Source organism: Bradyrhizobium sp. YR681 (assembly GCF_000282615.1).
GTDB lineage: Bacteria > Pseudomonadota > Alphaproteobacteria > Rhizobiales > Xanthobacteraceae > Bradyrhizobium.
Genome location: NZ_AKIY01000193.1, coordinates 17,098 through 41,589, shown reverse-complemented (window position 1 = coordinate 41,589; position 24,492 = coordinate 17,098). Strand labels below are relative to the sequence as shown.

Annotated in this window: 16 protein-coding genes and 1 tRNA gene; 16 read left to right on the top strand and 1 reads right to left on the bottom strand. The window is 63.3% G+C overall.

Annotated features, from left to right (window positions below; all coding sequences use genetic code 11):
• The first annotated feature begins 57 nt into the window (after positions 1-57).
• From PMI42_RS17460 to PMI42_RS17405, 12 genes are all read left to right on the top strand, one after another.
• Positions 58-133, top strand: a tRNA-Trp gene (locus tag PMI42_RS17460).
• A gap of 341 nt (positions 134-474) precedes the next feature.
• Positions 475-666 carry a preprotein translocase subunit SecE gene (secE, locus tag PMI42_RS17455; protein ID WP_007611620.1) on the top strand — a complete coding sequence of 64 codons (192 nt, stop codon included), beginning with the start codon at positions 475-477 and terminating at the stop codon, positions 664-666.
• Positions 666-1,220: a transcription termination/antitermination protein NusG gene (nusG, locus tag PMI42_RS17450; RefSeq protein WP_008136441.1), complete on the top strand. Its 555-nt coding sequence runs from the start codon at positions 666-668 to the stop codon at positions 1,218-1,220. Before secE ends, nusG begins: the two co-directional genes overlap by 1 nt.
• 131 nt (positions 1,221-1,351) lie before the next feature.
• Positions 1,352-1,780 (top strand): 50S ribosomal protein L11, encoded by a 429-nt coding sequence (gene rplK / locus PMI42_RS17445; protein ID WP_008136439.1) that lies wholly within the window; start codon positions 1,352-1,354, stop codon positions 1,778-1,780.
• 6 nt (positions 1,781-1,786) lie between these two features.
• Positions 1,787-2,479, top strand: coding sequence for a 50S ribosomal protein L1 (rplA, locus tag PMI42_RS17440; RefSeq protein ID WP_008136438.1), 693 nt, complete (start codon positions 1,787-1,789; stop codon positions 2,477-2,479).
• 123 nt (positions 2,480-2,602) lie between these two features.
• Positions 2,603-3,556 carry a 2-hydroxyacid dehydrogenase gene (locus PMI42_RS17435; RefSeq protein WP_008136436.1) on the top strand — a complete coding sequence of 318 codons (954 nt, stop codon included), beginning with the start codon at positions 2,603-2,605 and terminating at the stop codon, positions 3,554-3,556.
• Positions 3,557-4,141: 585 nt separating this feature from the next.
• Positions 4,142-4,660: a 50S ribosomal protein L10 gene (gene rplJ, locus PMI42_RS17430; RefSeq protein WP_035965995.1), complete on the top strand. Its 519-nt coding sequence runs from the start codon at positions 4,142-4,144 to the stop codon at positions 4,658-4,660.
• A gap of 54 nt (positions 4,661-4,714) precedes the next feature.
• Entirely contained in the window at positions 4,715-5,092 is a 378-nt protein-coding gene (gene rplL / locus PMI42_RS17425) for a 50S ribosomal protein L7/L12 (RefSeq protein ID WP_008136432.1), read from the top strand.
• 480 nt (positions 5,093-5,572) lie between these two features.
• Positions 5,573-9,697: a DNA-directed RNA polymerase subunit beta gene (gene rpoB, locus PMI42_RS17420; protein WP_008136431.1), complete on the top strand. Its 4,125-nt coding sequence runs from the start codon at positions 5,573-5,575 to the stop codon at positions 9,695-9,697.
• A 129-nt stretch (positions 9,698-9,826) separates the two neighbouring features.
• On the top strand, positions 9,827-14,023 hold the full coding sequence (rpoC, locus tag PMI42_RS17415; protein ID WP_008136429.1) for a DNA-directed RNA polymerase subunit beta': 4,197 nt from the start codon (positions 9,827-9,829) through the stop codon (positions 14,021-14,023).
• A gap of 193 nt (positions 14,024-14,216) precedes the next feature.
• A complete protein-coding gene (locus PMI42_RS17410) occupies positions 14,217-16,277 on the top strand; it encodes an FAD-dependent oxidoreductase (RefSeq protein WP_008136427.1) in 2,061 nt (686 codons plus the stop codon).
• A 133-nt stretch (positions 16,278-16,410) separates the two neighbouring features.
• The gene (locus PMI42_RS17405; protein ID WP_008136425.1) at positions 16,411-18,429 is read left to right on the top strand and encodes an ABC transporter ATP-binding protein; all 2,019 of its coding nucleotides are present in this window, start codon (positions 16,411-16,413) and stop codon (positions 18,427-18,429) included.
• On the opposite strand, the gene PMI42_RS17400 is transcribed toward PMI42_RS17405, so the two are convergent.
• Positions 18,354-19,595, bottom strand: coding sequence for an FAD-dependent oxidoreductase (locus PMI42_RS17400; RefSeq protein WP_008136423.1), 1,242 nt, complete (start codon positions 19,593-19,595; stop codon positions 18,354-18,356). The genes PMI42_RS17405 and PMI42_RS17400 overlap by 76 nt on opposite strands.
• A 670-nt stretch (positions 19,596-20,265) precedes the next feature.
• Between PMI42_RS17400 and rpsL the strand changes: the two genes are divergently transcribed.
• The 4 genes from rpsL to tuf are packed head-to-tail and all read left to right on the top strand — an operon-like array spanning position 20,266 to position 24,457.
• On the top strand, positions 20,266-20,637 hold the full coding sequence (gene rpsL, locus PMI42_RS17395; RefSeq protein WP_007603006.1) for a 30S ribosomal protein S12: 372 nt from the start codon (positions 20,266-20,268) through the stop codon (positions 20,635-20,637).
• A 15-nt stretch (positions 20,638-20,652) separates the two neighbouring features.
• Positions 20,653-21,123: a 30S ribosomal protein S7 gene (gene rpsG, locus PMI42_RS17390; RefSeq protein ID WP_008136420.1), complete on the top strand. Its 471-nt coding sequence runs from the start codon at positions 20,653-20,655 to the stop codon at positions 21,121-21,123.
• Between the two features lie 30 nt (positions 21,124-21,153).
• On the top strand, positions 21,154-23,226 hold the full coding sequence (fusA, locus tag PMI42_RS17385) for an elongation factor G (protein ID WP_008136417.1): 2,073 nt from the start codon (positions 21,154-21,156) through the stop codon (positions 23,224-23,226).
• Between the two features lie 40 nt (positions 23,227-23,266).
• Complete coding sequence (gene tuf / locus PMI42_RS17380) at positions 23,267-24,457, top strand: elongation factor Tu (protein ID WP_008136415.1); 1,191 nt, start codon at positions 23,267-23,269, stop codon at positions 24,455-24,457.
• The last annotated feature ends 35 nt before the right edge of the window (positions 24,458-24,492 follow it).

Genomic DNA, 24,492 nt, shown 5'->3' with positions numbered 1-24,492 from the left:
CAGCCGTCCCCTGTGCTTGAAAGCGCGCCTGATCCGCGTGGCGACGCGAGGGTCCACAGGAGTGTAGCTCAATTGGTAGAGCACCGGTCTCCAAAACCGGGGGTCGCAGGTTCGAGCCCTGCCACTCCTGCCAGCTAATCCCCGACAATCAGGATAAGTGGCAGGACAACGGCGAGTGAAAGCTCGGACCGTGGGTGATGGGGACGGGGTAAGCCCTTGATCCGGATCAGGTCCGTTAGCCCCAGCCACTTGTATCCCGGCCGGCCCACACCTTGACCTTTGGCCCCATCCGCAGTATCTACCCCGCACTCGCAGCCGGCCCGTTAGACGCGGATCTCCGGCGCGGCTTTGAAATCCCCGAACAATCGAGCCCGGTTTCCGGCTCATCCTTCGAGACAGAGGGCTGGGCCAACGGCGGCTGTTCGGATCCCTGAAATTCATTTGCGTCTGTCGACGGACGCTGGACCTCAAACGATGGCAGTCAGCCCGTTCAAGTTCTTGCAGGAAGTGCGCTCGGAGACCGCCAAGGTCACCTGGCCGACTCGCCGCGAGACCACGATCACCACCATCATGGTGTTCGTGATGGTCGCCGTGGCCTCGATCTTCTTCTTCGCCGCCGACCAGATCATCCGCTACCTCATCACCTTCCTTTTGGGCATTCACTGATGGCTACAGCAACCGCTCAATTGTCCGACAAGCGCTGGTACATCGTCCACGCCTATTCGAACTTCGAGAAGAAGGTCGCCGAATCGATCCGCGAGCAGGCCAAGCAGCGCGGGCTCGAGGAGCTGTTCGAGCTGGTGCTGGTGCCGACCGAGAAGGTCACGGAAGTGCGCCGGGGCCGCAAGATCGACGCCGAGCGCAAGTTCTTCCCGGGCTATGTGCTGGTGAAGATGAAGCTGACCGACGAGGCGTTTCATCTGATCAAGAACACGCCGAAGGTCACGGGCTTCCTCGGCGCCGAGAACAAGCCGATGCCGATCTCGGAATCCGAGGCCATGCGCATCCTGCACCAGGTGCAGGAGGGCGTGGAACGTCCGAAGGCGTCGGTGTCGTTCGAGATCGGCGAGAACGTGCGCGTGGCCGACGGCCCGTTCGCCTCGTTCTCGGGGGTGGTCGAGGAAATCGACGAGGCGCGTTCGCGCGTGAAGGTCGCAGTGTCGATCTTCGGCCGCGCCACGCCGGTGGAGCTGGAATTCGGTCAGGTCGAGAAGGTCTGATCGTTTGAGGCGTGAGGCTTCGGTCTCGCGCCAGCAAGAGGCCGTGGGAGGGAGAGGGCGGTTGCCAGCCGCATCCGACCCAGACCACGAACCTGAAACCGCCGGCCTGGCCGGCACAACAGGAGTGATACATGGCAAAGAAAGTGACCGGATACCTGAAGCTTCAGGTCCCGGCCGGTGCGGCGAATCCCTCGCCCCCGATCGGTCCCGCGCTCGGTCAGCGCGGTCTCAACATCATGGAGTTCTGCAAGGCGTTCAACGCCCAGACCCAGAAGGAAGAGAAGAACACCCCGATTCCCGTCGTGATCACGATCTACGCCGATCGTTCGTTCACGTTCGAGATGAAGACCCCCCCGATGTCGTTCTTCCTCAAGCAGGCTGCCAAGATCCAGTCCGGCTCGAAGGCGCCGGGCCGTGACAAGGCCGGCAAGGTGACCAAGGCGCAGGTGCGCGAGATCGCCGAGAAGAAGATGAAGGATCTCAATTGCGACACCATCGAATCGGCCATGAAGATGGTCGAGGGCTCTGCCCGTTCGATGGGTCTGGAAGTGGCGGGGTAAGGGCTCATGGCAATCGGAAAGCGTTTGAACAAAGCCCGCGAAGGTGTTGACCGCGAAAAGCTTTACCCGCTCGCGGACGCCATCAAGATGGTCAAGGAACGCGCCAAGGCGAAGTTCGACGAGACCATCGAGGTCGCGATCAATCTCGGCGTCGATCCGCGTCACGCCGACCAGATGGTCCGCGGCGTCGTGACTCTGCCGAACGGCACCGGCCGTACGCTCCGCGTCGGCGTGTTCGCCCGCGGCGCCAAGGCCGATGAAGCCAAGGCTGCGGGTGCCGACGTCGTCGGCGCCGAGGACCTGGTCGAGAAGGTGCAGAACGGCACGATCGATTTCGATCGTTGTATTGCGACCCCCGACATGATGCCGCTGGTCGGCCGCCTCGGTAAGGTGCTGGGCCCGCGCGGCCTGATGCCGAACCCGAAGATCGGCACCGTGACCATGGACGTCACCGGTGCGGTGAAGGGTGCCAAGGGCGGCTCGGTCGAGTTCCGCGTCGAGAAGGCCGGCATCCTGCAGGCCGGCGTCGGCAAGGCCTCGTTCTCGGAGGAGAAGCTGGTCGAGAACATCAAGGCTCTGGCCGATGCTGTCTCGAAGGCGAAGCCGGCGGGTTCCAAGGGCACCTACATCCAGCGCGTTGCGGTGTCCTCGACGATGGGCCCCGGCGTGAAGGTCGAGCCGGGCACCATTCTCAGCTAAGGCCTGCCTCGGCTGAGGTTTGGAAATTGCATGAGGCGAGGGGCGGAATCGGGCGACCGATTCCGCCCCTTTCCATTTTCGACGGCACTCATCGGACAACGGCATTCATCGGAAACAAGAACAATGGCTGACAAGGTCCTGGTCTACGCGCGCTTTCCCAAGACGATGCTGGCGCGCTTCGCCGAACGGTTCGAGCTGCTCGACACCGGAGGCAAGCCCGCACACGAGGTGTTTTCGGCGGACGAGATCGGCGGCGTCCGCGCGATGCTCGCCCAGGGTGGGGGCGCACTCGGCGGGGAGGCGATGGATCTGTTTCCAAAGCTCGGCGCCATCGTCTGCTACGGCACCGGCTATGACGGCGTCGACCTGAAGGCGGCAGCCGCCCGCAACATCGCTGTCGGACACAGCCCGGGCGCCAATGCGGCCTCGGTCGCCGACATTGCCATGACCCTGATGCTGGCGACGACGCGGCGGATCCTGGTCGCCGACCAGTATGTCCGCAGCGGCGATTGGGCGGCGTCAAAGCAGTCGCCGATGATGCGCGCGCAGGCCGGCATGCCCGGCCGCCGCATCGGCGTCTACGGCATGGGCGAGATCGGCCGCAAGATCGCCGCGCGCTGCGCCGCCTTCGAGAGCGAGGTCGGCTATTTCAGCCGCACCAGGTACGATCTGCCCTATCAATATTTCCCGACGCTGGAGGCGCTGGCCGATTGGTGCAGCGTGCTGATGATCGCGGTCCGGGCAGGGGCCGAGACCCAGCACGTCGTCAACGCCGATATCCTCAAGCGCCTCGGCGCGGACGGCTATGTCGTCAATATTTCCCGCGGCTCGGTCATCGACGAGAAGGCCCTGGTCGCGGCCCTGACCGACAAGACCATTGCAGGTGCAGGCCTCGACGTCTTCGAGAAGGAACCGCACGCCCCCGACGCGCTGACCGCGCTCCCCAACGTCGTGCTCGCCCCTCATCTCGGCGGCCACACCCTGGAATCGCACGTCGCCATGCAGAACTGCGTGCTGGCGAACCTGACCGCGTTTTTCGAGGGCAAGCCGCTACCTTATGAGGTGAAAAAGGCCTGAATCGGTCCTTGTCGACCCGCCTCAAGCCCCGCCGCCAATCGATTGGAACTGGTGTGAATTTTGCTCTTGGCAAGCAGGCAGAGAGCGGTTAAAGAACCGCTTCCGGACGTGCCGGCCTCGGCTGGCGCGTTCGTGCACGCATTCCGAAAACCCACAAGACAGGAGATCATTCCTTTTCAGGACGTCCGTGAGGATTTGCCCGAAAAGGAAGGAAAACCCGTCGGTTGGTGGAGTGCGGGCAGGGGTCGGACGGTTCGCCGGCTGACCTCGTCCTGTCCAAGACTGCAGGCGCTCGCGGGAAGTTTCGATTTCCCAACGGCTTAATCGCATGGCCTGCATAGACGGGTGAAGACCGGATTTCACTTCGCCTTCCACCTTAAGGGGTGGTTGCGGAACGGGTTCTGGTTCGGACCTCGACACGCCGTGGGCCTTAGCGGGCTCCCGGAGGGCAGGCTTTGAATTGTCGTCTCGCCCGGCGCGTGTCCGAAGGGGTTTTGCCCCCGAGGTTCAGGTTTTGGGTGGGACGATGGGTGCAACCCGGCGGTCCCGCTTCTCGCGATGACCGCCAACCGGAAAGAGCTTGCTGTGGAACGAGCGGCAAAAAAGGAAGCGGTCGAACAGCTCAACGGGGTCTTCAAGACCACGAGCGTCGCGGTCGTTGCTCAATATTCCGGCCTCACCGTCGCCCAGATGCAGAAGCTGCGCCAGCAGATGAAGCAGGCGGGTGCCTCGGTGAAGGTCTCGAAGAACCGTCTCGCCAAAATTGCTCTTGAAGGCACTGACGTCGTTGCCATCGGCCCCATGCTGAAGGGACCGACCGTGATCGCCACTTCGAACGATCCGGTAGCGGCGCCGAAGGTCGCCATCGAATTCGCCAAGGCGAACGAAAAGTTCGTCATCATTGGCGGCTCGATGGGGAAGACCGTCCTGAATGTCGACGGCGTGAAGGCGCTTGCCTCGCTGCCGTCGCTTGATGAACTGCGCGCCAAGATCGTCGGCCTGCTTGTGGCCCCGGCGACCAAGATCGCTCAGCTCGCCAACGCGCCCGCGGGCAAGCTCGCGCGCGTCATCCAGGCTCATGCCTCAAAGGGCGAAGCGGCCTGACGCCCTTCGCAAAACTCAAACCCGAACCAGACATACACGTAAGGAAACTGAACAATGGCTGACCTGCAGAAGATTGTTGACGACCTCTCGAGCCTCACCGTGCTCGAAGCTGCCGAACTCGCGAAGCTCCTCGAAGAGAAGTGGGGCGTTTCGGCTGCCGCGGCTGTCGCCGTGGCCGGCCCGGCCGGTGGTGGCGCTGCCGCCGCTCCGGCGGAAGAGAAGACCGAGTTCACGGTCGTTCTCGCCAGCGCCGGCGACAAGAAGATCGAGGTCATCAAGGAAGTCCGCGCCATCACCGGCCTGGGCCTGAAGGAAGCAAAGGACCTCGTCGAGGGCGCGCCGAAGCCTGTCAAGGAAGGCGTGAACAAGGACGAAGCCGAAAAGATCAAGGTGCAGCTCGAGAAGGCTGGCGCCAAGGTCGAGCTCAAGTAAGCAGCGCTTACTGGCCGGGTCTCGGGCGCGCATCAGCGAAGCCCGGGACCCTGGTCCTCCCTCGAAGGGGTGGGCCAGATGCAAAAGGCGTGCGACGGAACGTCCCGACGCAGGTCGAACACGAAAAAGTGTGGGGATTTGCGGGTTTACCCCTCGAATCTGCACTATTGTCGTCCCATATCGGGTCGACAGCACGAAAGCGCGGTGGCGGGGAGGCCGGATTTCCCTGTAAGCCGTTGGGAGAGCAAGCTATTTCGGGCTTTTGCAGTCCGTGAAGACGATCGTTGTGACGGGCGGGCGTGCCTATGCGCCCCGCGCGTCGTTTTGCGTTTTGAAGGTCTGAAGAACAGATTCAGGACATGACGGCCTGAAACTGGATTTTTGGTCCCCAAAGCGGGTTCGAAAAATTCAACCCGGGGAGCGGCGGCAGCTGCGTCCTGGACGGCGCGCCCAGAGCGGGCGACGAAATGAGAGGCCACGATGGCGCAGCAGACATTCACCGGTCGCAAACGCGTTCGCAAGTTCTTCGGACACATCAAGGAAGTCGCCGAGATGCCGAACCTCATCGAGGTTCAGAAGGCGTCCTATGACCAGTTCCTGATGGTCGACGAACCCCAGGGTGGCCGTCTCGACGAGGGTCTGCAGGCGGTGTTCCGCTCGGTGTTCCCGATCTCCGACTTCTCGGGCACCTCGATGCTGGAATTCGTCCGCTACGAGTTCGAGCAGCCGAAATACGACGTCGACGAGTGCCGCCAGCGCGGCATGACCTTCGCGGCACCCCTGAAGGTGACGCTGCGCCTCATCGTGTTCGATATCGACGAGGAAACCGGCGCGAAGTCGGTGAAGGACATCAAGGAGCAGGACGTCTACATGGGCGACATTCCGCTCATGACGATGAACGGCACCTTCATCGTCAACGGCACCGAGCGCGTCATCGTCTCGCAGATGCACCGGTCGCCCGGCGTGTTCTTCGACCACGACAAGGGCAAGACCCACTCCTCGGGCAAGCTGCTGTTCGCTGCCCGCGTGATCCCGTATCGCGGCTCCTGGCTCGACATCGAGTTCGACGCCAAGGACATCGTCTACGCGCGTATCGACCGTCGCCGCAAGATTCCGGTGACGTCGCTGATGTTCGCCCTCGGCCTCGACGGCGAGGCGATCCTGTCCACGTTCTACAAGAAGATTCAGTACAAGAAGATCAAGGAAGGTTGGCGCGTTCCGTTCGATGCCAGCCGTTTCCGCGGCTACTCGACCGTCAACGATTTGATCGACGCCGATACCGGCAAGGTCGTGCTCGAGGCCGGCAAGAAGCTCACCGTGCGCGGTGCGCGTCAGATGCAGGAGAAGGGCCTGAAGGCGCTGCGCCTGTCGGATGAGGAACTCGTCGGCAACTACCTCGCCGAGGACCTCGTCAACCCCAAGACCGGCGAGATCCATGCCGAAGCCGGCGAGGAAATCACCGACAAGTCGATGAAGGCGCTGAACGAGCACGGCTACAAGGAACTGCCGCTGCTCGACATCGACCACGTCAATGTCGGCCCCTACATCCGCAATACGCTCTCGGCCGACAAGAACATGACGCGCGAGGACGCGCTGTTCGACATCTACCGCGTGATGCGTCCGGGCGAGCCGCCGACGCTGGATTCGGCGCAGGCCATGTTCCAGTCGCTGTTCTTCGACGCCGAGCGTTACGACCTCTCCGCGGTGGGCCGCGTCAAGATGAACATGCGCCTCGACCTCGATGCGCCCGACACCCAGCGCACGCTGCGCAAGGAAGACATCCTCTGCGTCATCAAGACGTTGGTGGACCTGCGCGACGGCAAGGGCGATATCGACGACATCGACCATCTCGGCAACCGCCGGGTGCGTTCGGTCGGCGAGTTGATGGAGAACCAGTACCGCATCGGTCTGCTTCGCATGGAGCGCGCGATCAAGGAGCGCATGTCCTCGGTCGATATCGACACGGTCATGCCGCAGGACCTGATCAACGCCAAGCCGGCGGCTGCCGCGGTGCGCGAGTTCTTCGGCTCCTCGCAGCTCTCGCAGTTCATGGACCAGACCAACCCGCTGTCGGAGATTACCCACAAGCGCCGCCTGTCGGCGCTTGGACCGGGCGGTCTGACCCGCGAGCGCGCCGGCTTCGAGGTGCGCGACGTGCATCCGACGCATTACGGCCGAATCTGCCCGATCGAGACGCCCGAAGGTCCGAACATCGGCCTCATCAACTCGCTCGCGACCTTCGCGCGCGTGAACAAGTACGGCTTCGTCGAGACGCCGTACCGCAAGGTCAAGGACGGTCGCGTCACCGACGAGGTCGTGTACCTCTCGGCGATGGAGGAAGGCCGCTATTCCGTCGCTCAGGCCAACGTGCCGATCGACGCCAAGGGTCGCTTTACCGAAGACCTGGTGGTCTGCCGCGCCAGCGGTACCCGCGACGTCGTGCCGTTGACGCCGGACAAGGTCGACTACATGGACGTGTCGCCGAAGCAGCTCGTTTCGGTCGCCGCGGCCCTGATCCCGTTCCTCGAGAACGACGACGCAAACCGCGCGCTGATGGGCTCGAACATGCAGCGCCAGGCGGTGCCGCTGGTTCGCGCCGAGGCGCCGTTCGTCGGCACCGGCATGGAAGGTGTGGTTGCGCGTGACTCGGGTGCCGCGATCGCGGCGCGCCGTTCGGGCGTGATCGACCAGATCGACGCGACCCGCGTCGTCATCCGCGCCACGGAAGATCTCGATCCGACCAAGTCGGGCGTCGATATCTACCGTCTGATGAAGTACCAGCGCTCCAACCAGTCGACCTGCATCAACCAGCGTCCGCTGGTGAAGGTCGGCGACATCGTCAAGAAGGGCGACATCATCGCGGACGGTCCCTCGACCGATCTCGGCGAGCTCGCTCTGGGACGCAACGTGCTCGTCGCGTTCATGCCGTGGAACGGCTACAACTTCGAAGACTCGATCCTGCTCTCCGAGCGGATCGTGAAGGAAGACGTCTTCACCTCGATTCACATCGAGGAGTTCGAGGTGATGGCCCGCGACACCAAGCTCGGCCCTGAGGAAATCACCCGCGACATTCCGAACGTCTCGGAAGAAGCGCTGAAGAACCTCGACGAAGCCGGTATCGTCTACATCGGCGCGGAAGTCCGCGCCGGCGACATCCTGGTCGGCAAGATCACGCCGAAGGGCGAAAGCCCGATGACGCCGGAAGAAAAGCTTCTGCGCGCCATCTTCGGTGAAAAGGCCTCCGACGTTCGCGACACCTCGCTGCGCGTTCCCCCGGGCGTGCAGGGCACGATCGTGGAAGTCCGCGTGTTCAACCGCCACGGCGTCGACAAGGACGAGCGTGCGCTGGCGATCGAGCGGGAAGAGATCGAGCGTCTGGCCAAGGACCGCGACGACGAGCAGGCGATCCTGGACCGCAACGTCTACAACCGTCTTGCCGAGCTGCTCGAGGGACGGCAGGGCATTGCCGGTCCGAAGGGCTTCAAGAAGGACACCAAGATCACCCGTGCGGTGCTCGAGGAGTACCCGAAGTCGCAGTGGTGGCTGTTCGCTTCGCCGAACGACAAGCTGATGGCTGAGATCGAGGCCATGCGGAAGCAGTACGACGAGTCGAAGAAGGGCCTTGAACAGCGCTTCCTCGACAAGGTCGAGAAGCTTCAGCGCGGTGACGAATTGCCGCCCGGCGTGATGAAGATGGTCAAGGTCTTCGTCGCGGTGAAGCGCAAGATCCAGCCCGGCGACAAGATGGCCGGCCGCCACGGCAACAAGGGTGTGGTGTCGAAGATCGTGCCGATCGAGGACATGCCGTTCCTCGAAGACGGCACGCACGCCGACATCGTGCTCAACCCGCTGGGCGTGCCCTCGCGCATGAACGTCGGACAGATCCTCGAGACCCATCTCGGCTGGGCCTGCGCCGGCCTCGGCAAGCGTATCGGCCAGACGGTCGATGCGTACCTGTCGAAGCAGGACATCAAGCCGCTGAAGGAGACCTTGAAGAAGGTCTATGGCGAGGACGAGACCATCAAGTCGCTCAACGACAACGAGCTGCTTGAACTCGGCCATAACCTCAGCCGCGGCGTGCCGATTGCGACGCCGGTGTTCGACGGCGCCAAGGAAGCCGACATCGAGGAGATGCTGAAGCTTGCCGGTCTCGACGCTTCGGGTCAGTCGACCGTCTATGACGGTCGTACCGGCGATGCGTTCGATCGCAAGGTGACGGTGGGCTACATCTACATGCTCAAGCTGCACCATCTGGTGGACGACAAGATCCACGCGCGTTCGATCGGTCCGTACTCGCTCGTCACCCAGCAGCCGCTGGGCGGCAAGGCGCAGTTCGGCGGCCAGCGGTTCGGCGAAATGGAGGTGTGGGCGCTCGAGGCTTACGGCGCGGCGTACACGCTCCAGGAAATGCTGACGGTGAAGTCGGACGACGTCGCCGGCCGTACCAAGGTGTACGAGGCGATCGTGCGCGGCGACGACACGTTCGAGGCCGGTATTCCGGAATCGTTCAACGTGCTGGTCAAGGAAATGCGCTCGCTCGGCCTCAACGTCGACCTGCACAACTCCAAGGTGGGACCGGCGCCGACGTCGGAAGCAGCCGAGTAATACGACCTTTCATGCCCGGCCTTCACGGCCGGGCATTGGCGCCCCTCCCGAGGCCTTGAGGGCAGGGCGCCCCGATTGAGTGATTTTCGAATTTGCGGCCGTAGGCGACCGGCACGCGAGGAGAAGACGATGAACCAAGAAATTATGAATCTCTTCAACCCGACGACTCCGGCTCAGGTCTTCGACCAGATCCGGATCTCGATCGCGTCTCCCGAGAAGATTCTGTCCTGGTCCTACGGCGAGATCAAGAAGCCGGAGACCATCAACTACCGTACCTTCAAGCCCGAGCGCGACGGCCTGTTCTGCGCCCGCATCTTCGGGCCGATCAAGGACTACGAGTGCTTGTGCGGCAAGTACAAGCGCATGAAGTACAAGGGCATCATCTGCGAGAAGTGCTCGGTCGAGGTCACGCTGTCGCGCGTCCGGCGCGAGCGCATGGGCCATATCGAGCTCGCAGCCCCCGTCGCCCACATCTGGTTCCTGAAGTCGCTGCCCTCGCGCATCGGCCTGCTGCTGGACATGACGCTGAAGGATCTCGAGCGGATCCTGTACTTCGAATATTACGTCGTGCTCGAGCCGGGTCTCACCGCGCTCAAGGACCGTCAGCTGCTGTCGGAAGACGAGTATCTGAAGGCGCAGGACGAGTACGGCCAGGACAGCTTCACCGCCATGATCGGCGCCGAGGCGATCCGCGAGCTGCTCAAGGGCATGGACCTCGAGAAGCTCGAAGCTTCCTTGCGCATCGAGATGCAGGAGACCGACTCCGACATCAAGCACAAGAAGCTCGCCAAGCGCCTGAAGATCGTGGAAGCGTTCCGCCACTCCGGCAACAAGCCGGAATGGATGATCATGACCGTGGTCCCGGTGATTCCGCCGGACCTGCGTCCGCTGGTGCCGCTCGACGGCGGCCGCTTCGCGACCTCCGACCTCAACGACCTCTACCGCCGCGTCATCAACCGCAACAACCGCTTGAAGCGGCTGATGGAGCTGCGCGCGCCCGACATCATCATCCGCAACGAGAAGCGCATGCTTCAGGAAGCGGTCGATGCGCTGTTCGACAACGGCCGCCGCGGCCGCGTCATCACGGGCGCCAACAAGCGTCCGCTGAAGTCGCTCGCCGACATGCTCAAGGGCAAGCAGGGCCGCTTCCGTCAGAACCTGCTCGGCAAGCGCGTCGACTATTCGGGCCGTTCGGTGATCGTGGTCGGTCCCGAGCTGCGCCTGCATCAGTGCGGCCTGCCGAAGAAGATGGCGCTCGAGCTGTTCAAGCCGTTCATCTATTCGCGGCTCGACGCCAAGGGCCTGTCCACCACGGTGAAGCAGGCCAAGAAGCTGGTCGAGAAGGAGCGGCCCGAGGTCTGGGACATCCTGGACGAGGTCATCCGCGAGCATCCGGTGCTGCTCAACCGTGCGCCGACGCTGCATCGCCTGGGCATCCAGGCGTTCGAGCCGGTGCTGATCGAGGGCAAGGCGATCCAGCTTCACCCGCTGGTCTGCTCCGCGTTCAACGCCGACTTCGACGGCGACCAGATGGCCGTGCACGTTCCGCTGTCGCTCGAAGCGCAGCTGGAAGCGCGCGTCCTGATGATGTCGACCAACAACATCCTGCATCCGGCGAACGGCCAGCCGATCATCGTGCCGTCGCAGGACATCGTGCTCGGTCTCTACTACGTCTCGATCATGCGCGAAGGCCTGCCCGGCGAGGGCAAGATCTTCGGTGACATGGCCGAGCTCGAGCACGCGCTGCATGCGAAGGTCATCCACCTCCACACCAAGATCAAGTACCGGTGGCAGGGCATGGACGAGACCGGCAAGGTCTCGACGCGCTGGATCGAGACCACCGCCGGCCGCGTCATGCTCGGCAATCTGCTGCCGAAGAACCCGCGGATTTCGTACGAGATCATCAACAAGCTGATGACCAAGCGCGAGATCTCGGGCGTGATCGACCAGGTCTACCGTCACTGCGGTCAGAAGGAGACGGTGATCTTCTGCGACCGCATCATGGCGCTCGGCTTCTACAACGCGTTCAAGGCCGGCATCTCGTTCGGCAAGGACGACATGGTCGTGCCGCACGGCAAGTGGAAGATCGTCGACACCACCCGTACGCTGGCGAAGGATTTCGAGCAGCAGTACAACGACGGCCTGATCACCCATGGCGAGAAGTACAACAAGGTCGTCGACGCCTGGTCGAAGGCCACGGAAGAAATCGCCAAGGCGATGATGAAGGAGATCTCCTCGACCAAGAAGACGGCGAGCGGGGCCGATGCCGACATCAACTCGATCTACATGATGGCTCACTCCGGTGCCCGCGGTTCGCCGGCCCAGATGCGCCAGCTCGCCGGCATGCGCGGCCTGATGGCCAAGCCGTCGGGCGAGATCATCGAGACGCCGATCATCTCGAACTTCAAGGAAGGCCTCTCGGTGCTCGAGTACTTCAACTCGACCCACGGCGCCCGCAAGGGCCTCGCGGACACCGCGTTGAAGACCGCGAACTCGGGCTACCTGACCCGTCGTCTGGTCGACGTCGCGCAGGACTGCATCATCACGCAGTCCGATTGCGGCACCAAGCTCGGCATCAAGATGCGCGCCATCGTCGATGCGGGCACCGTGGTGGCTTCGCTCGGCTCGCGCATCCTCGGACGCACGGCCTGCGAGGACATCCGTGACAGCTCCGGCAAGGTGATCATCAAGCGCGATACGCTGATGGAAGAGAGCCATCTGGACGCCATCCAGCAGGGTGGCGTGCAGGAGGTGAAGATCCGCTCGGCGCTGACCTGCGAACTCGTCAACGGCATCTGCGGCAAGTGCTACGGCCGCGACCTCGCCCGCGGCACGCCGGTCAACCACGGCGAAGCGGTCGGCGTCATCGCGGCGCAGTCGATCGGCGAGCCGGGCACCCAGCTCACCATGCGCACCTTCCACATCGGCGGTGCGGCGCAGCTCAACGAGCAGTCTTTCGTCGAAGCCAATTTCGACGGCAAGATCGTGATCCGGAACAAGGCCATCGCCCGCAACAGCGAAGGTCACCTGGTCGCGATGGTGCGCAACATGGTGGTGGCGATCGTCGATGCCGACGGCACCGAGCGTGCGACGCACCGTGTCCAGTACGGCTCGCGCCTGCATGTCGACGAGGGCGACAGCGTCAAGCGCGGCCAGCGCATCGTCGAGTGGGATCCCTACACCCGTCCGCTCCTCACCGAAGTCGAAGGTACCATCGGCTTCGAGGATCTGGTCGAGGGGCAGTCGATCTCGGAAACGCTCGACGAGGCGACCGGTATCGCCAAGCGCGTGGTCATCGACTGGCGCTCGACCCGCGGCGGTGCGGACCTGCGTCCGGCCATCGTGGTCAAGGGCAAGGACGGCAAGGTGCTCAAGCTCGCCCGTGGCGGCGATGCCCGCTACATGCTGTCGGTCGACGCCATTCTCTCGGTCGACGTCGGTGCCAAGGTCAATCCGGGCGACATCCTCGCCCGTGTCTCGACCGAAAGCGCCAAGACGCGTGACATCACCGGCGGTCTGCCGCGGGTGGCGGAACTGTTCGAGGCAAGGCGTCCGAAGGATGCGGCGATCATCGCCGAAATCGCGGGCACCATCCGGTTCGGACGCGACTACAAGAACAAGCGTCGCATCTCGATCGAGCCGATGGACAAGACCGACGAGCCGCGCGAGTACCTGATCCCGAAGGGCAAGCACATCCACCTTCAGGACGGCGACGTCGTCGAAAAGGGCGACTTCATCGTGGAAGGCAACCCGGCGCCGCACGACATCCTCGCGGTCAAGGGCATCGAGGAGCTCGCGGCCTACCTGGTCAACGAGATCCAGGAAGTCTACCGGCTCCAGGGCGTGCTCATCAACGACAAGCACATCGAGGTGATTGTCCGTCAGATGCTCCAGAAGGTGGAAGTCACCGACCAGGGCGACACGGACATGATCTCCGGCGAGCAGGTCGACAAGATCGAGTTCGACGCGCTCAACGAGAAGGCCAAGGAAGAGGGCAAGAAGATCGCCACGGGAACGCCGGTTCTGCTCGGCATCACCAAGGCGAGCCTCCAGACCCGCTCGTTCTTCTCGGCGGCCTCGTTCCAGGAGACCACCCGCGTCCTCACGGAAGCGGCGGTCAACGGCAAGGTCGATCCGCTCGAAGGCCTCAAGGAGAACGTCATCGTCGGCCGGCTGATCCCGGCGGGCACCGGCGCCTCCATGGCCAAGATCCGCGAAGTCGCGATGAAGCGCGACAAGCTGATCCTGGACGAGCGCGAGAAGCAGGCGTCCGTCGTGCCGCCGGCGCCGGAAGCCGAGCTTCCTGCGCTCCCGCCCGCGGAATGATGCTTCATCCGTAGGAATACCGAGGACAATGAAAAGGCCGGCGCAAGCCGGCCTTTTTGCTGCTTTGTTTCCCTGTTGCGGTGCAGGATCAACCTTTGTTCATCTTTCCTTCAGGCGCAAAAGCGCTTCTGTTAGGGGAGCTTAGACCGGTGGATCCCGTGACGGGGGCAGGGCCGGAGACCACGGAACTGATATGCTTGATCTCGCAATCGTAGGCGGCGGCCCCGGCGGGCTGATGAGCGCCTGGTATCTGAAGCGCAAGCTCGGCGACCTCTGCCGCATCACCATCTATGAGGCCTCCGACCGCCTCGGCGGCAAGATCGTCACGCGCAAATTCGATTCGGCGCCGGCGATGTACGAGGCCGGCGTTGCCGAGATCTACGACTACTCGATGACGGGCCCCGATCCGCTGCGCGAGCTGATCCAGCATTTCGGCCTGCAAACGATTCCGATGGATGCCGAACAGGTGCAGTTCGGCGGCGAGCTGCTCAACGACGTCGCCGGCATGCGCCGCCGCTACGGCGCCAGGACCGCGGCCGCGATCGAATCGTTCCGCAAGCGCTGCGCCGAGACGATGTCGCCGATCGAATATTACGAGGGCGTCGGCGCGCACGACAACGAGAACCCCTGGGCCTACAAGACCGCCGAGCAAGTGCTCGACGAGGAGGTCGAGGACGAAACCGCAAAGCGTTTCTTCAAGGTGATGGCGCGCTCGGACATCGCCACCGAAAGCCACAACACCAACGGCCTCAACGCGCTCAAGAACTATTTGATGGATGTCGATGGCTATATCGGCCTCTATTCCATCCAGAACGGCAACGAGCAGCTGATCGAGTGCCTCCAGTCGGAGGTCAATGCCGACATCCAGCTCAATCACCGTGTGCTCACCGTCGGCAAGGCGCCGACCGGCCGCTACCAGCTCAAGATGATGAACGGCAAGGGGCCGGAGACGCGCGACTTCGACCTCGTGCTGGTCTGCCTGCCGCATTCCTGGCTCGGGACCGTCGGCTGGGAAGGCGAGCAGCTCCGCAAGTCGATGGTCAAGCATGTCTCGTATTTCGACCGTCCCGCGCATTATCTGCGCGTTTCGATCCTGTTCGACTCCCCGTTCTGGGGCGACAAGATTTCCGGCGCCTGGTTCATGTCGGAGGCCTTCGGCGGCTGCTGCGTCTACAACGAGGGCGCGCGCCACGACGTCGGCAAGCATGGCGTCCTGAACTGGCTGATTCCCGGCTCCGACGCGCTGGCCTTTGCCAATCTGTCGGACCAGGAGCTGTTCGACGCCGCGCTGAAATCGCTGCCGGCCTCGCTCGGCGATGCGCGCGCGCATTTCGTGGAAGGCAAGATCCACCGCTGGCTGTCGTCGGTGAACGCTATACCGGGCGGTCTGCCCGTGCGCGACGTCATGACCAATCACCGGCCCGAGCCGAAGGAGCATCCCGGCATCGTCGTGGTCGGCGACTATCTGTTCGATTCGACGCTGAACGGCCTGCTCGATTCCTCGGACGCCGCGACCGATATCATCCTGACCGAGATGATGCGCCTGCGCCGCGAGCGCGCGCAGGACGACAAGCCGATCTCCGACAAGATCGATCGCGACTATTTCGAGAACTATCGCGGCCTCGGCCCGTACAGCGAGGCGTGGCGGCACTTCACCGATCCCGATTATCTGACAAAGCTGATCGGCATCGTCTGGGGCAAGGCCAAGGGCGCCAGGCTCCTGGTCGCGGGATCCGCCAGCGGCGAGCTGGTCGGGGCGCTGCGCGAACGCGGCGTCGATGCTTGGGGCATCGAGAACAACCGTGCCATCCACGCCAAGACGCCGAAGGCGCTGAAGAAGTACAACAAGCTCGGCTCGATCACCGACATGCCGTTCAAGGACGGCAGCTTCGACTTCGTGTTCGAGACCAGCCTCTGCCACGTTTCCCCGAAGCAGGTGGTCCGCGCGATCCGCGAGCTCAACCGCGTGGTCAAGACCGGACTCGTGTTCGGCTCGGTCACCTCGGACATGGCGTCAGCGGTGATCGACCGCTACGACCTCCTGCGCGGGGTCAAGAAGCTCGGCACTTGGTGGGAATGGTCCGAGCTGTTCTTCGGCAACGGCTTCGACTTGTCGATGCACCGCAAGGACTGCGCCGATGCGCTCTGGGAGGCGACGCTCGCCGCCAACAAGGGCCCCGGCCAGTGGTACGCCGACGCCGACAGTCTGCGCTATTCCTTCTTCGACAAGGTCGAGGACGAGGACGACGACTAGCTCAAGAACTCGGGCGGGTTCGCCAATTGCTTTGCCGAATTCATCGTGATCGCATAGAATCGGTGCGATAGCGGCTCGCCGCTATGCCCTGCTTTCTCTGCGGTCATGCCGGCCGTCAGCATCGATTGGTTTCATGGCGTCCAAGCCCCTCCCGCCCGACAAACAGAAGCTCGCCGCGGAAGAAGCGGTAGAGCTCGACGACAAGCTCGCCCCCGCCAAGCCGGACCTCGAAGACGACGAGGACGACGAGGAGGAGGATGACGGGCTGGAGCTCGATGACGATGATGAGGACGAGGACCTCGTCGTCTTTACCGCGCGCGAGGCCGCCGGCGCGCTCGCGACCATCCTGGGTTTCGTCAAGCCCTTCCTGACCAGCTACAAGCGGATGCTGTCCTTCGTGGCGTTCGGCGTCTTCGTCGAGACGCTGTTCAACGTCATCATGCCGCTCAGCCTGAAGTACCTGATCGACGACGCGCTCGGCGAGGAGGACTTTCAGGCACTGTACAAGATCCTCGGCGTGCTCGCGGTCGCCGGCATCTTCACCTCGATCGTCGCGGTCTGGTACGAGCGCTGGGACGCGCGGCTGGCCGCCTGCATCATCTCCGACGTCCGCAAGCGCCTGTTCGAGCACGTCCAGGACCTGCCGGCGGCCTATTTCGGCCGTACCAAGCGCGGTGAGATCCTGTCCCGCTTCTCGGTGGACCTCTCGGCGTTCGAAGGCTCGGTGAAGACCTTCGCCAACAGCGCGGCACTGCCGTTCCTGGAATTGATCGCCGGCATCATCCTGATGGTGTTCTTGAACTGGCAGCTCGCCGCGGTCGCGCTGCTGGTGTTCCCGATCACGCTGATCGGCCCGCGCATCCTCACCCCGAAGGCGGTGCAGGCCAATTACGAGCAGAAGCAGAACGAGAGCGCGCTGCTCGGCATGGTGCAGGAGAATGTGGCGGCGCAGGCCGTGATCAAGGCATTCAGCCTGCAACGCAAGATGTTCGGTTTCTTCCGCTTCCGCAACGACGAGACCCGCAACAAGATCGCTTCAGCGGCGTTCCTGTCGACCATGGTGGAGCGGACGGTCACCATTTCGGTGCTGCTGCTGCACATCGTGGTGCTCGCGATCGGTGCGTATCTGGCGACCAAGGGCCAGATCACCATCGGCACCTTCGTCACCTTCGAGAGCGCGTTCTGGGAGGTCTCCTACAACATCGCCCATGTGATGCATTTCATCCCGGTGTCGATCTCATCGGCCGCCGCGATTCGCCATATCCAGGAGCTGCTCGACGAGCCGACGCGGGGCGCCGATCGTGCCGGCGCGCCCGACCTGCCGCGCGTCACTCACGACATCACCTTCGATCGCGTCACCTTCCAGTACGAAAACAGCCAGACGCCTGTGCTGGACAATCTCAGCCTCAGGCTGGACGTCGGCAAGCGCATCGCCATCGTCGGTCCCTCCGGCTCCGGCAAGAGCACGCTGCTCAATCTGATCCTGCGGCTCTACGTGCCCAACGAGGGCCGCGTCACCATCGACGGCGTCGACGTCCGCAAGGTGACGCTGGATTCGCTGCGCCGGAGCATGGCGGTGGTGTTCCAGGAGAACATGCTGTTCAACATGTCGATCCGCGAGAACATCCGGCTCGGCAAGGAGGGCGCGACCGATGCGGAGGTGGAGGAGGCGGCCAAGAAGGCCGAGATCCACCGCTACATCATGAGCCTGCCGCAGCGCTACGACACGCCGGTCGGCGAGCGCGGCGATACGCTCTCGGGCGGCCAGCGCCAGCGCATCGCGATCGCGCGCGCGATCATCCGCAATCCGTCCGTGCTGCTGCTGGACGAGGCCACATCGGCGCTGGACCAGACCACGGAGGCCGCGATCAACCGCACGCTGCTGAAGGTCGCCAAGGGCCGCACCATGATCTGGTCGACCCACCGCCTGACCTCGGTGGTCGAGATGGACGAGATCATCGTGATTTCAGGGGGCAGGGCGATCGAGCGCGGCTCGCATGCCGAGCTGCTGGCCAAGAACGGCACCTATCGTAAGCTGTGGAACGACCAGATCCACCAGCCGCATGGCGCCGCGGCTCAGGCCGACGACGACAGCGACGATGACGACGACGATCTCGAGGATGATGAGGACGAGGACGACGAGGAGGCGTGACCGAGGAAGTTCGGCTCCAGATGCACTGCGCTGCCAAGCGGGCGCAGCAGTCCCTGAACCGACCAGGCGATGAAGCGTGCCCAGCGCTGCGCGGTCCAGTACGGGCTCCTGGCGATCGACACTGAGCGGAAGTCGAATGCCTTCGCCGTCGACCATTCGTCGCAGGCCCGCTTGACCGGATCGGCGTAGAAACCCGCGATTTTATCCGCATTCATCCCGTCGGAGGCGAGCCATCGCGGGATGTACACGTTGCAGAGCCGCTCGACGTCGGTGAAGACCTTGTCGCAGCCGGTGCCGGCGACGGGGCAGGAGGTTGCGAACGCATCGCCGACCAGCACGAGGCCGGGCTGGCCTCGTGCATCGTTGACGTAGAGATCGACCGGGCGAATCTTGATGTCGCCGGGGATGTCGAAGGCGCCGGTGATGCGCTTGAGCCGGGGCAGGGCGGCGTTCAGCGTCTCGGCCGGTGCCCGGCGCAGCTCACGCAGCCAGGGGTCGTCGAAGCCGCGATAGACGAACAGATTCGCGCGCATCCGGGGGCCGACCGGAAACAGCGTGACGTAGGGGATGCGATCGCTCGGCCGCTCCGAGAAATAGGTCAGCGCCGGGAAGTCGAACGAGGTCCGCCCCGCCGGCACCACGTCGAACCCGACCGAGATCGAATGGCAGGCGCTCACCACCGTTCGCGTGATTCCGAGCTGGTGGCGAAGGCCGACATTGAGGCCGTTGGCGAGCACGACCAGGCGGGCCGAGACCGTCTCGTCATTGGAGAGCGTGATTCTCTGCCGCTCCGAGCTCGTCTCGATCGCGACCGCCTTGGCGCAGATCCGTGCGACGCTGGCGGGGATTTCGTCGCGGACGGCGTTGACCAGGGAATCGTAGAGGATGTTGAACTGCCGACTCGGTGCTTTGTCGAGCAGGCGGCCGAAGCGCGCAATCCAGTTCTCGCCGGCAAAGGTCGCGCGGCGCAGCACCGATTCTCCGATTCCCGTCTTCAGGAATCGCTCGACCTGGAGCTCGCCGCTGAGTTTTTCGACTCGGAAATCAGCCGGATAGCTGTCATGCGGATCGATCAGCACCGCCGAAACGCCGGCGCGGCCGAGCATTGCGGCGGCTGTCGCGCCGGACAATCCCCCGCCGATAATGGCAATGTCGGTGTACCGCATGGCGCAAATCTCCGCCGAAGGTGGCAGATTGACGCGGCAACAGGAAAAAAAGCCTTAGCAATGGATATAAAAGTATATTTCTCCCGGGTATTAATGGGCCGTTGGGGTGGCGGAACAGGCCCGGCGCTCCCATATCGGAAGAGCGCGACGAGTGCGGTAAACATCGGTTTCGACAGGCGCGAGAAGCGTTTTGTGACTGTCGTTTCACCTTGACTTGATCGATTCCCACTTATAGAAAGCGCCTCACTTAACGACAGGCGGTGAGCATCGCCAACGTCGGTACGGACCACCTGCCTGATCCCTCTGGGGTCGTTCGGCAGGCACCAACCTCGACGAATGCCGCTCAGACGCTGTCGATCATAGCTAGGCAATGCCAGTGCGATTCTAGTTCTCTTGAGCTTGTTCTCTTGAGATCGAATTCGGATGCATGACCTCGGTGCGCGGGCCGCAGCTTTACGCTGATTGGCCCGAAAACTGCGGTCCTCTGTGGCGTCGTAACGCTTTCCGCTCGGTGATGGAGCGGTTGGCGCAATTTCGCTTTGTGCGGATTGTTCCGCGCGGGGCGGCCTCATTGGGCGGGTAGCCCGAACAGAATTGCGGTTCCGGCAACGGGCCGCGGCAAGACAGCGGACCCGGAAGGGGCCGCGGCAGAACAAAGGGTAAGGCCAGGATGCCGACGATCAACCAGCTGATCGCTCAACCGCGTGAAGTGCAGAAGTCGCGCAAGAAGGTGCCGGCGCTGCAGCAGTCGCCGCAGAAGCGTGGTGTTTGCACCCGCGTCTACACGACGACCCCGAAGAAGCCGAACTCGGCGCTTCGTAAGGTCGCCAAGGTGCGCCTGACCAACGGCTTCGAGGTGATCGGCTACATCCCCGGCGAAGGTCATAACCTCCAGGAGCACTCGGTGGTCATGATCCGCGGAGGCCGCGTCAAGGACTTGCCCGGCGTGCGCTACCACATCCTCCGCGGCGTTCTGGATACCCAGGGCGTCAAGAACCGTAAGCAGCGTCGTTCGAAGTACGGCGCCAAGCGTCCGAAGTAAGCGGGAACCAAGCCTATGTCTCGTCGCCACTCAGCGGAAAAGCGCGAAGTTCTCCCGGATCCGAAGTTCGGGAACATCATCGTCACGAAGTTCATGAACTCGGTGATGTACGCCGGCAAGAAGTCGGTCGCCGAAGGCATCGTCTACGGTGCGTTCGGGATCATCGAATCCAAGACCAAGCAGAACCCGCTCGGCGTGTTCGAGCAGGCGCTCGAGAACGTCATGCCGACGATCGAGGTTCGCTCCCGCCGCGTCGGCGGCGCGACCTACCAGGTTCCGGTCGAGGTTCGTTCGACCCGCCGTCAGGCGCTGGGTATCCGCTGGCTGATCTCGGCAGCGCGCGAGCGCAACGAGAAGACGATGACCGAGCGGCTTTCGGCCGAGTTGCTGGATGCCTCGAACAACCGCGGCAACGCCGTCAAGAAGCGGGAAGATGTGCACCGGATGGCGGAAGCCAACCGCGCCTTCTCGCACTATCGCTGGTAACGGCGACACACGGAATCTAAGGAACAGCCCATGCCTCGCGTTCATGCCATAGAGAACTACCGCAATTTCGGTATCATGGCGCATATCGATGCCGGCAAGACCACGACCACCGAGCGCATCCTCTATTACACCGGCAAGAGCCACAAGATCGGCGAAGTGCACGAAGGTGCCGCGACGATGGACTGGATGGAGCAGGAGCAGGAGCGTGGCATCACGATCACCTCGGCTGCGACCACCGCCTTCTGGGCCGGCAAGCGCCTGAACATCATCGACACTCCCGGCCACGTCGACTTCACCATCGAAGTCGAGCGTTCGCTGCGCGTGCTCGACGGCGCCGTCTGCGTGCTCGACTCCAACCAGGGCGTCGAGCCCCAGACCGAGACCGTCTGGCGTCAGGGCGACAAGTACAAGGTTCCGCGCATCGTCTTCGCCAACAAGATGGACAAGACCGGCGCTGACTTCTTCAAGTGTCTGGCCGACATCGTCGATCGTCTCGGCGCCAAGCCGATCGCGATCCAGCTTCCGATCGGTGCCGAGAACAACTTCAAGGGTCTCGTCGACCTCGTGAAGATGCAGGGCATCATCTGGAACGATGAATCGCTGGGCGCGAAGTTCGACTATGTCGACATTCCGGAAGACCTCGTCGACCAGGCCAAGGAATACCGCGAGAAGATGGTGGAAGCCGCCGTCGAGCTCGACGACGACGCCATGGCCGCCTATCTCGACGGCAAGGAGCCGGACGAGGCGACCCTGAAGCGCCTGATCCGCAAGGCTGTGCTGACCGGCGCGTTCTATCCCGTGCTGTGCGGCTCGGCCTTCAAGAACAAGGGCGTTCAGCCGCTGCTCGACGCCGTGGTCGACTATCTGCCGTCGCCGATCGACGTGCCCGCGATCAAGGGCACCGACGATGTCGGCAACGAAGTCGTGCGCAAGGCGGACGACAAGGAGCCGCTGGCTCTGCTCGCGTTCAAGATCATGGACGACCCGTTCGTCGGCACCATCACCTTCTGCCGCATCTACTCCGGCGTGCTCCAGAGCGGCACCGGCGTCGTGAACTCGACGCGCGAGAAGAAGGAGCGCATCGGGCGCATGCTGCTGATGCATGCGAACAACCGCGAAGACATCAAGGAAGCCTATGCCGGCGACATCGTCGCTCTGGCCGGCCTGAAGGAAGCGCGCACCGGTGACACGCTGTGCGATCCCGACAAGCAGGTGATCCTCGAGAAAATGGAATTCCCCGAGCCGGTCATCGAGATCGCGATCGAGCCGAAGTCCAAGGCCGACCAGGAAAAGCTGGGCGTGGCGCTGGCCAAGCTCGCTGCGGAGGATCCGTCCTTCCGCGTGTCGACCGATCAGGAGTCCGGCCAGACCATCCTCAAGGGCATGGGCGAACTCCATCTCGACATCAAGGTCGACATCCTCCGCCGCACCTACAAGGTCGACGCCAACATCGGCGCGCCGCAGGTTGCGTTCCGTGAGCGCGTCACCAAGAAGGCCGAGGTCAAGTACACCCACAAGAAGCAGACCGGCGGTACCGGTCAGTTCGCGGAAGTGTCGATCGTGGTCGAGCCGAACGAGCCCGGCAAGGGCTACGAGTTCGAGTCCAAGATCGTCGGCGGTGCGGTTCCGAAGGAATACATCCCCGGCGTGGAAAAGGGCCTCAACAGCGTGATGAGCTCTGGCGTGGTCGCGGGCTTCCCCGTGGTCGACGTCAAGGTTCAGCTCGTCGACGGCAAGTATCACGACGTCGACTCGTCGGCGCTCGCCTTCGAAATCGCATCGCGCGCGGCTTTCCGCGAAGCGCTGCAGAAGGGCAAGTCCGTCCTGCTCGAGCCGATCATGAAGGTCGAAGTGGTGACCCCGGAAGACTATACCGGCTCGGTCATCGGCGACCTGAATTCCCGGCGCGGTCAGATCCAGGGGCAGGACATGCGCGGCAACGCCAACGTCATCAACGCGATGGTGCCGCTCATGAACATGTTTGGGTACGTGAATAACCTGCGCTCGATGAGCCAGGGACGCGCGACCTTCACCATGCAGTTCGACCACTACGCAGAAGCGCCGGCCAACGTGTCGGCAGAAGTCCAGAAGAAGTTTGCCTGATTGTCGTCGGTCACGAACTGACGATTGAACGGAGAGTCAAATGGCCAAAGCAAAGTTTGAACGTAACAAGCCGCACTGCAACATCGGCACCATCGGTCACGTCGACCATGGCAAGACGTCGCTGACCGCGGCGATCACCAAGGTTCTCGCCGAAGCCGGCGGTGCGACGTTCACCGCATACGACCAGATCGACAAGGCGCCGGAAGAGAAGGCGCGCGGCATCACCATCTCGACCGCTCACGTCGAGTACGAGACGCCGAACCGCCACTACGCCCACGTCGACTGCCCCGGCCACGCCGACTACGTGAAGAACATGATCACCGGCGCCGCCCAGATGGACGGCGCGATCCTGGTCGTGTCGGCCGCTGACGGTCCGATGCCGCAGACCCGCGAGCACATCCTGCTCGCCCGCCAGGTCGGCGTGCCCGCGCTGGTCGTGTTCCTGAACAAGTGCGACATGGTCGACGATCCGGAACTGCTCGAACTCGTCGAGCTCGAAGTCCGCGAGCTGCTCTCGAAGTACGACTTCCCGGGCGACAAGATCCCGATCATCAAGGGTTCGGCGCTCGCCGCTCTCGAAGATTCGGACAAGAAGCTCGGCCACGACGCCATCCTCGAGCTCATGAAGAACGTCGACGAGTACATCCCGCAGCCGGAGCGTCCGATCGACCAGCCGTTCCTGATGCCGGTTGAAGACGTGTTCTCGATCTCGGGCCGCGGCACCGTCGTCACCGGTCGTGTCGAGCGCGGCATCGTCAAGGTCGGCGAGGAAATCGAGATCGTCGGTCTGCGTGCCACCCAGAAGACCACCGTCACCGGCGTCGAAATGTTCCGCAAGCTGCTCGATCAGGGCCAGGCCGGCGACAACATCGGTGCGCTGCTCCGCGGCACCAAGCGCGAAGACGTCGAGCGCGGCCAGGTGCTGTGCAAGCCGGGTTCGGTCAAGCCGCACACCAAGTTCAAGGCTGAGGCGTACATCCTCACCAAGGAAGAGGGCGGTCGCCACACCCCGTTCTTCACCAACTACCGTCCGCAGTTCTACTTCCGCACCACCGACGTGACCGGTGTCGTGCATCTGCCGGAAGGCACCGAGATGGTGATGCCGGGCGACAACATCGCGATGGAAGTGCACCTGATCGTGCCGATCGCGATGGAAGAGAAGCTCCGCTTCGCGATCCGCGAAGGTGGCCGCACCGTCGGCGCCGGCGTCGTCGCTTCGATCATCGAGTAATTACGAGAATAGGGATCGGCGAGTAGCGAATGGTG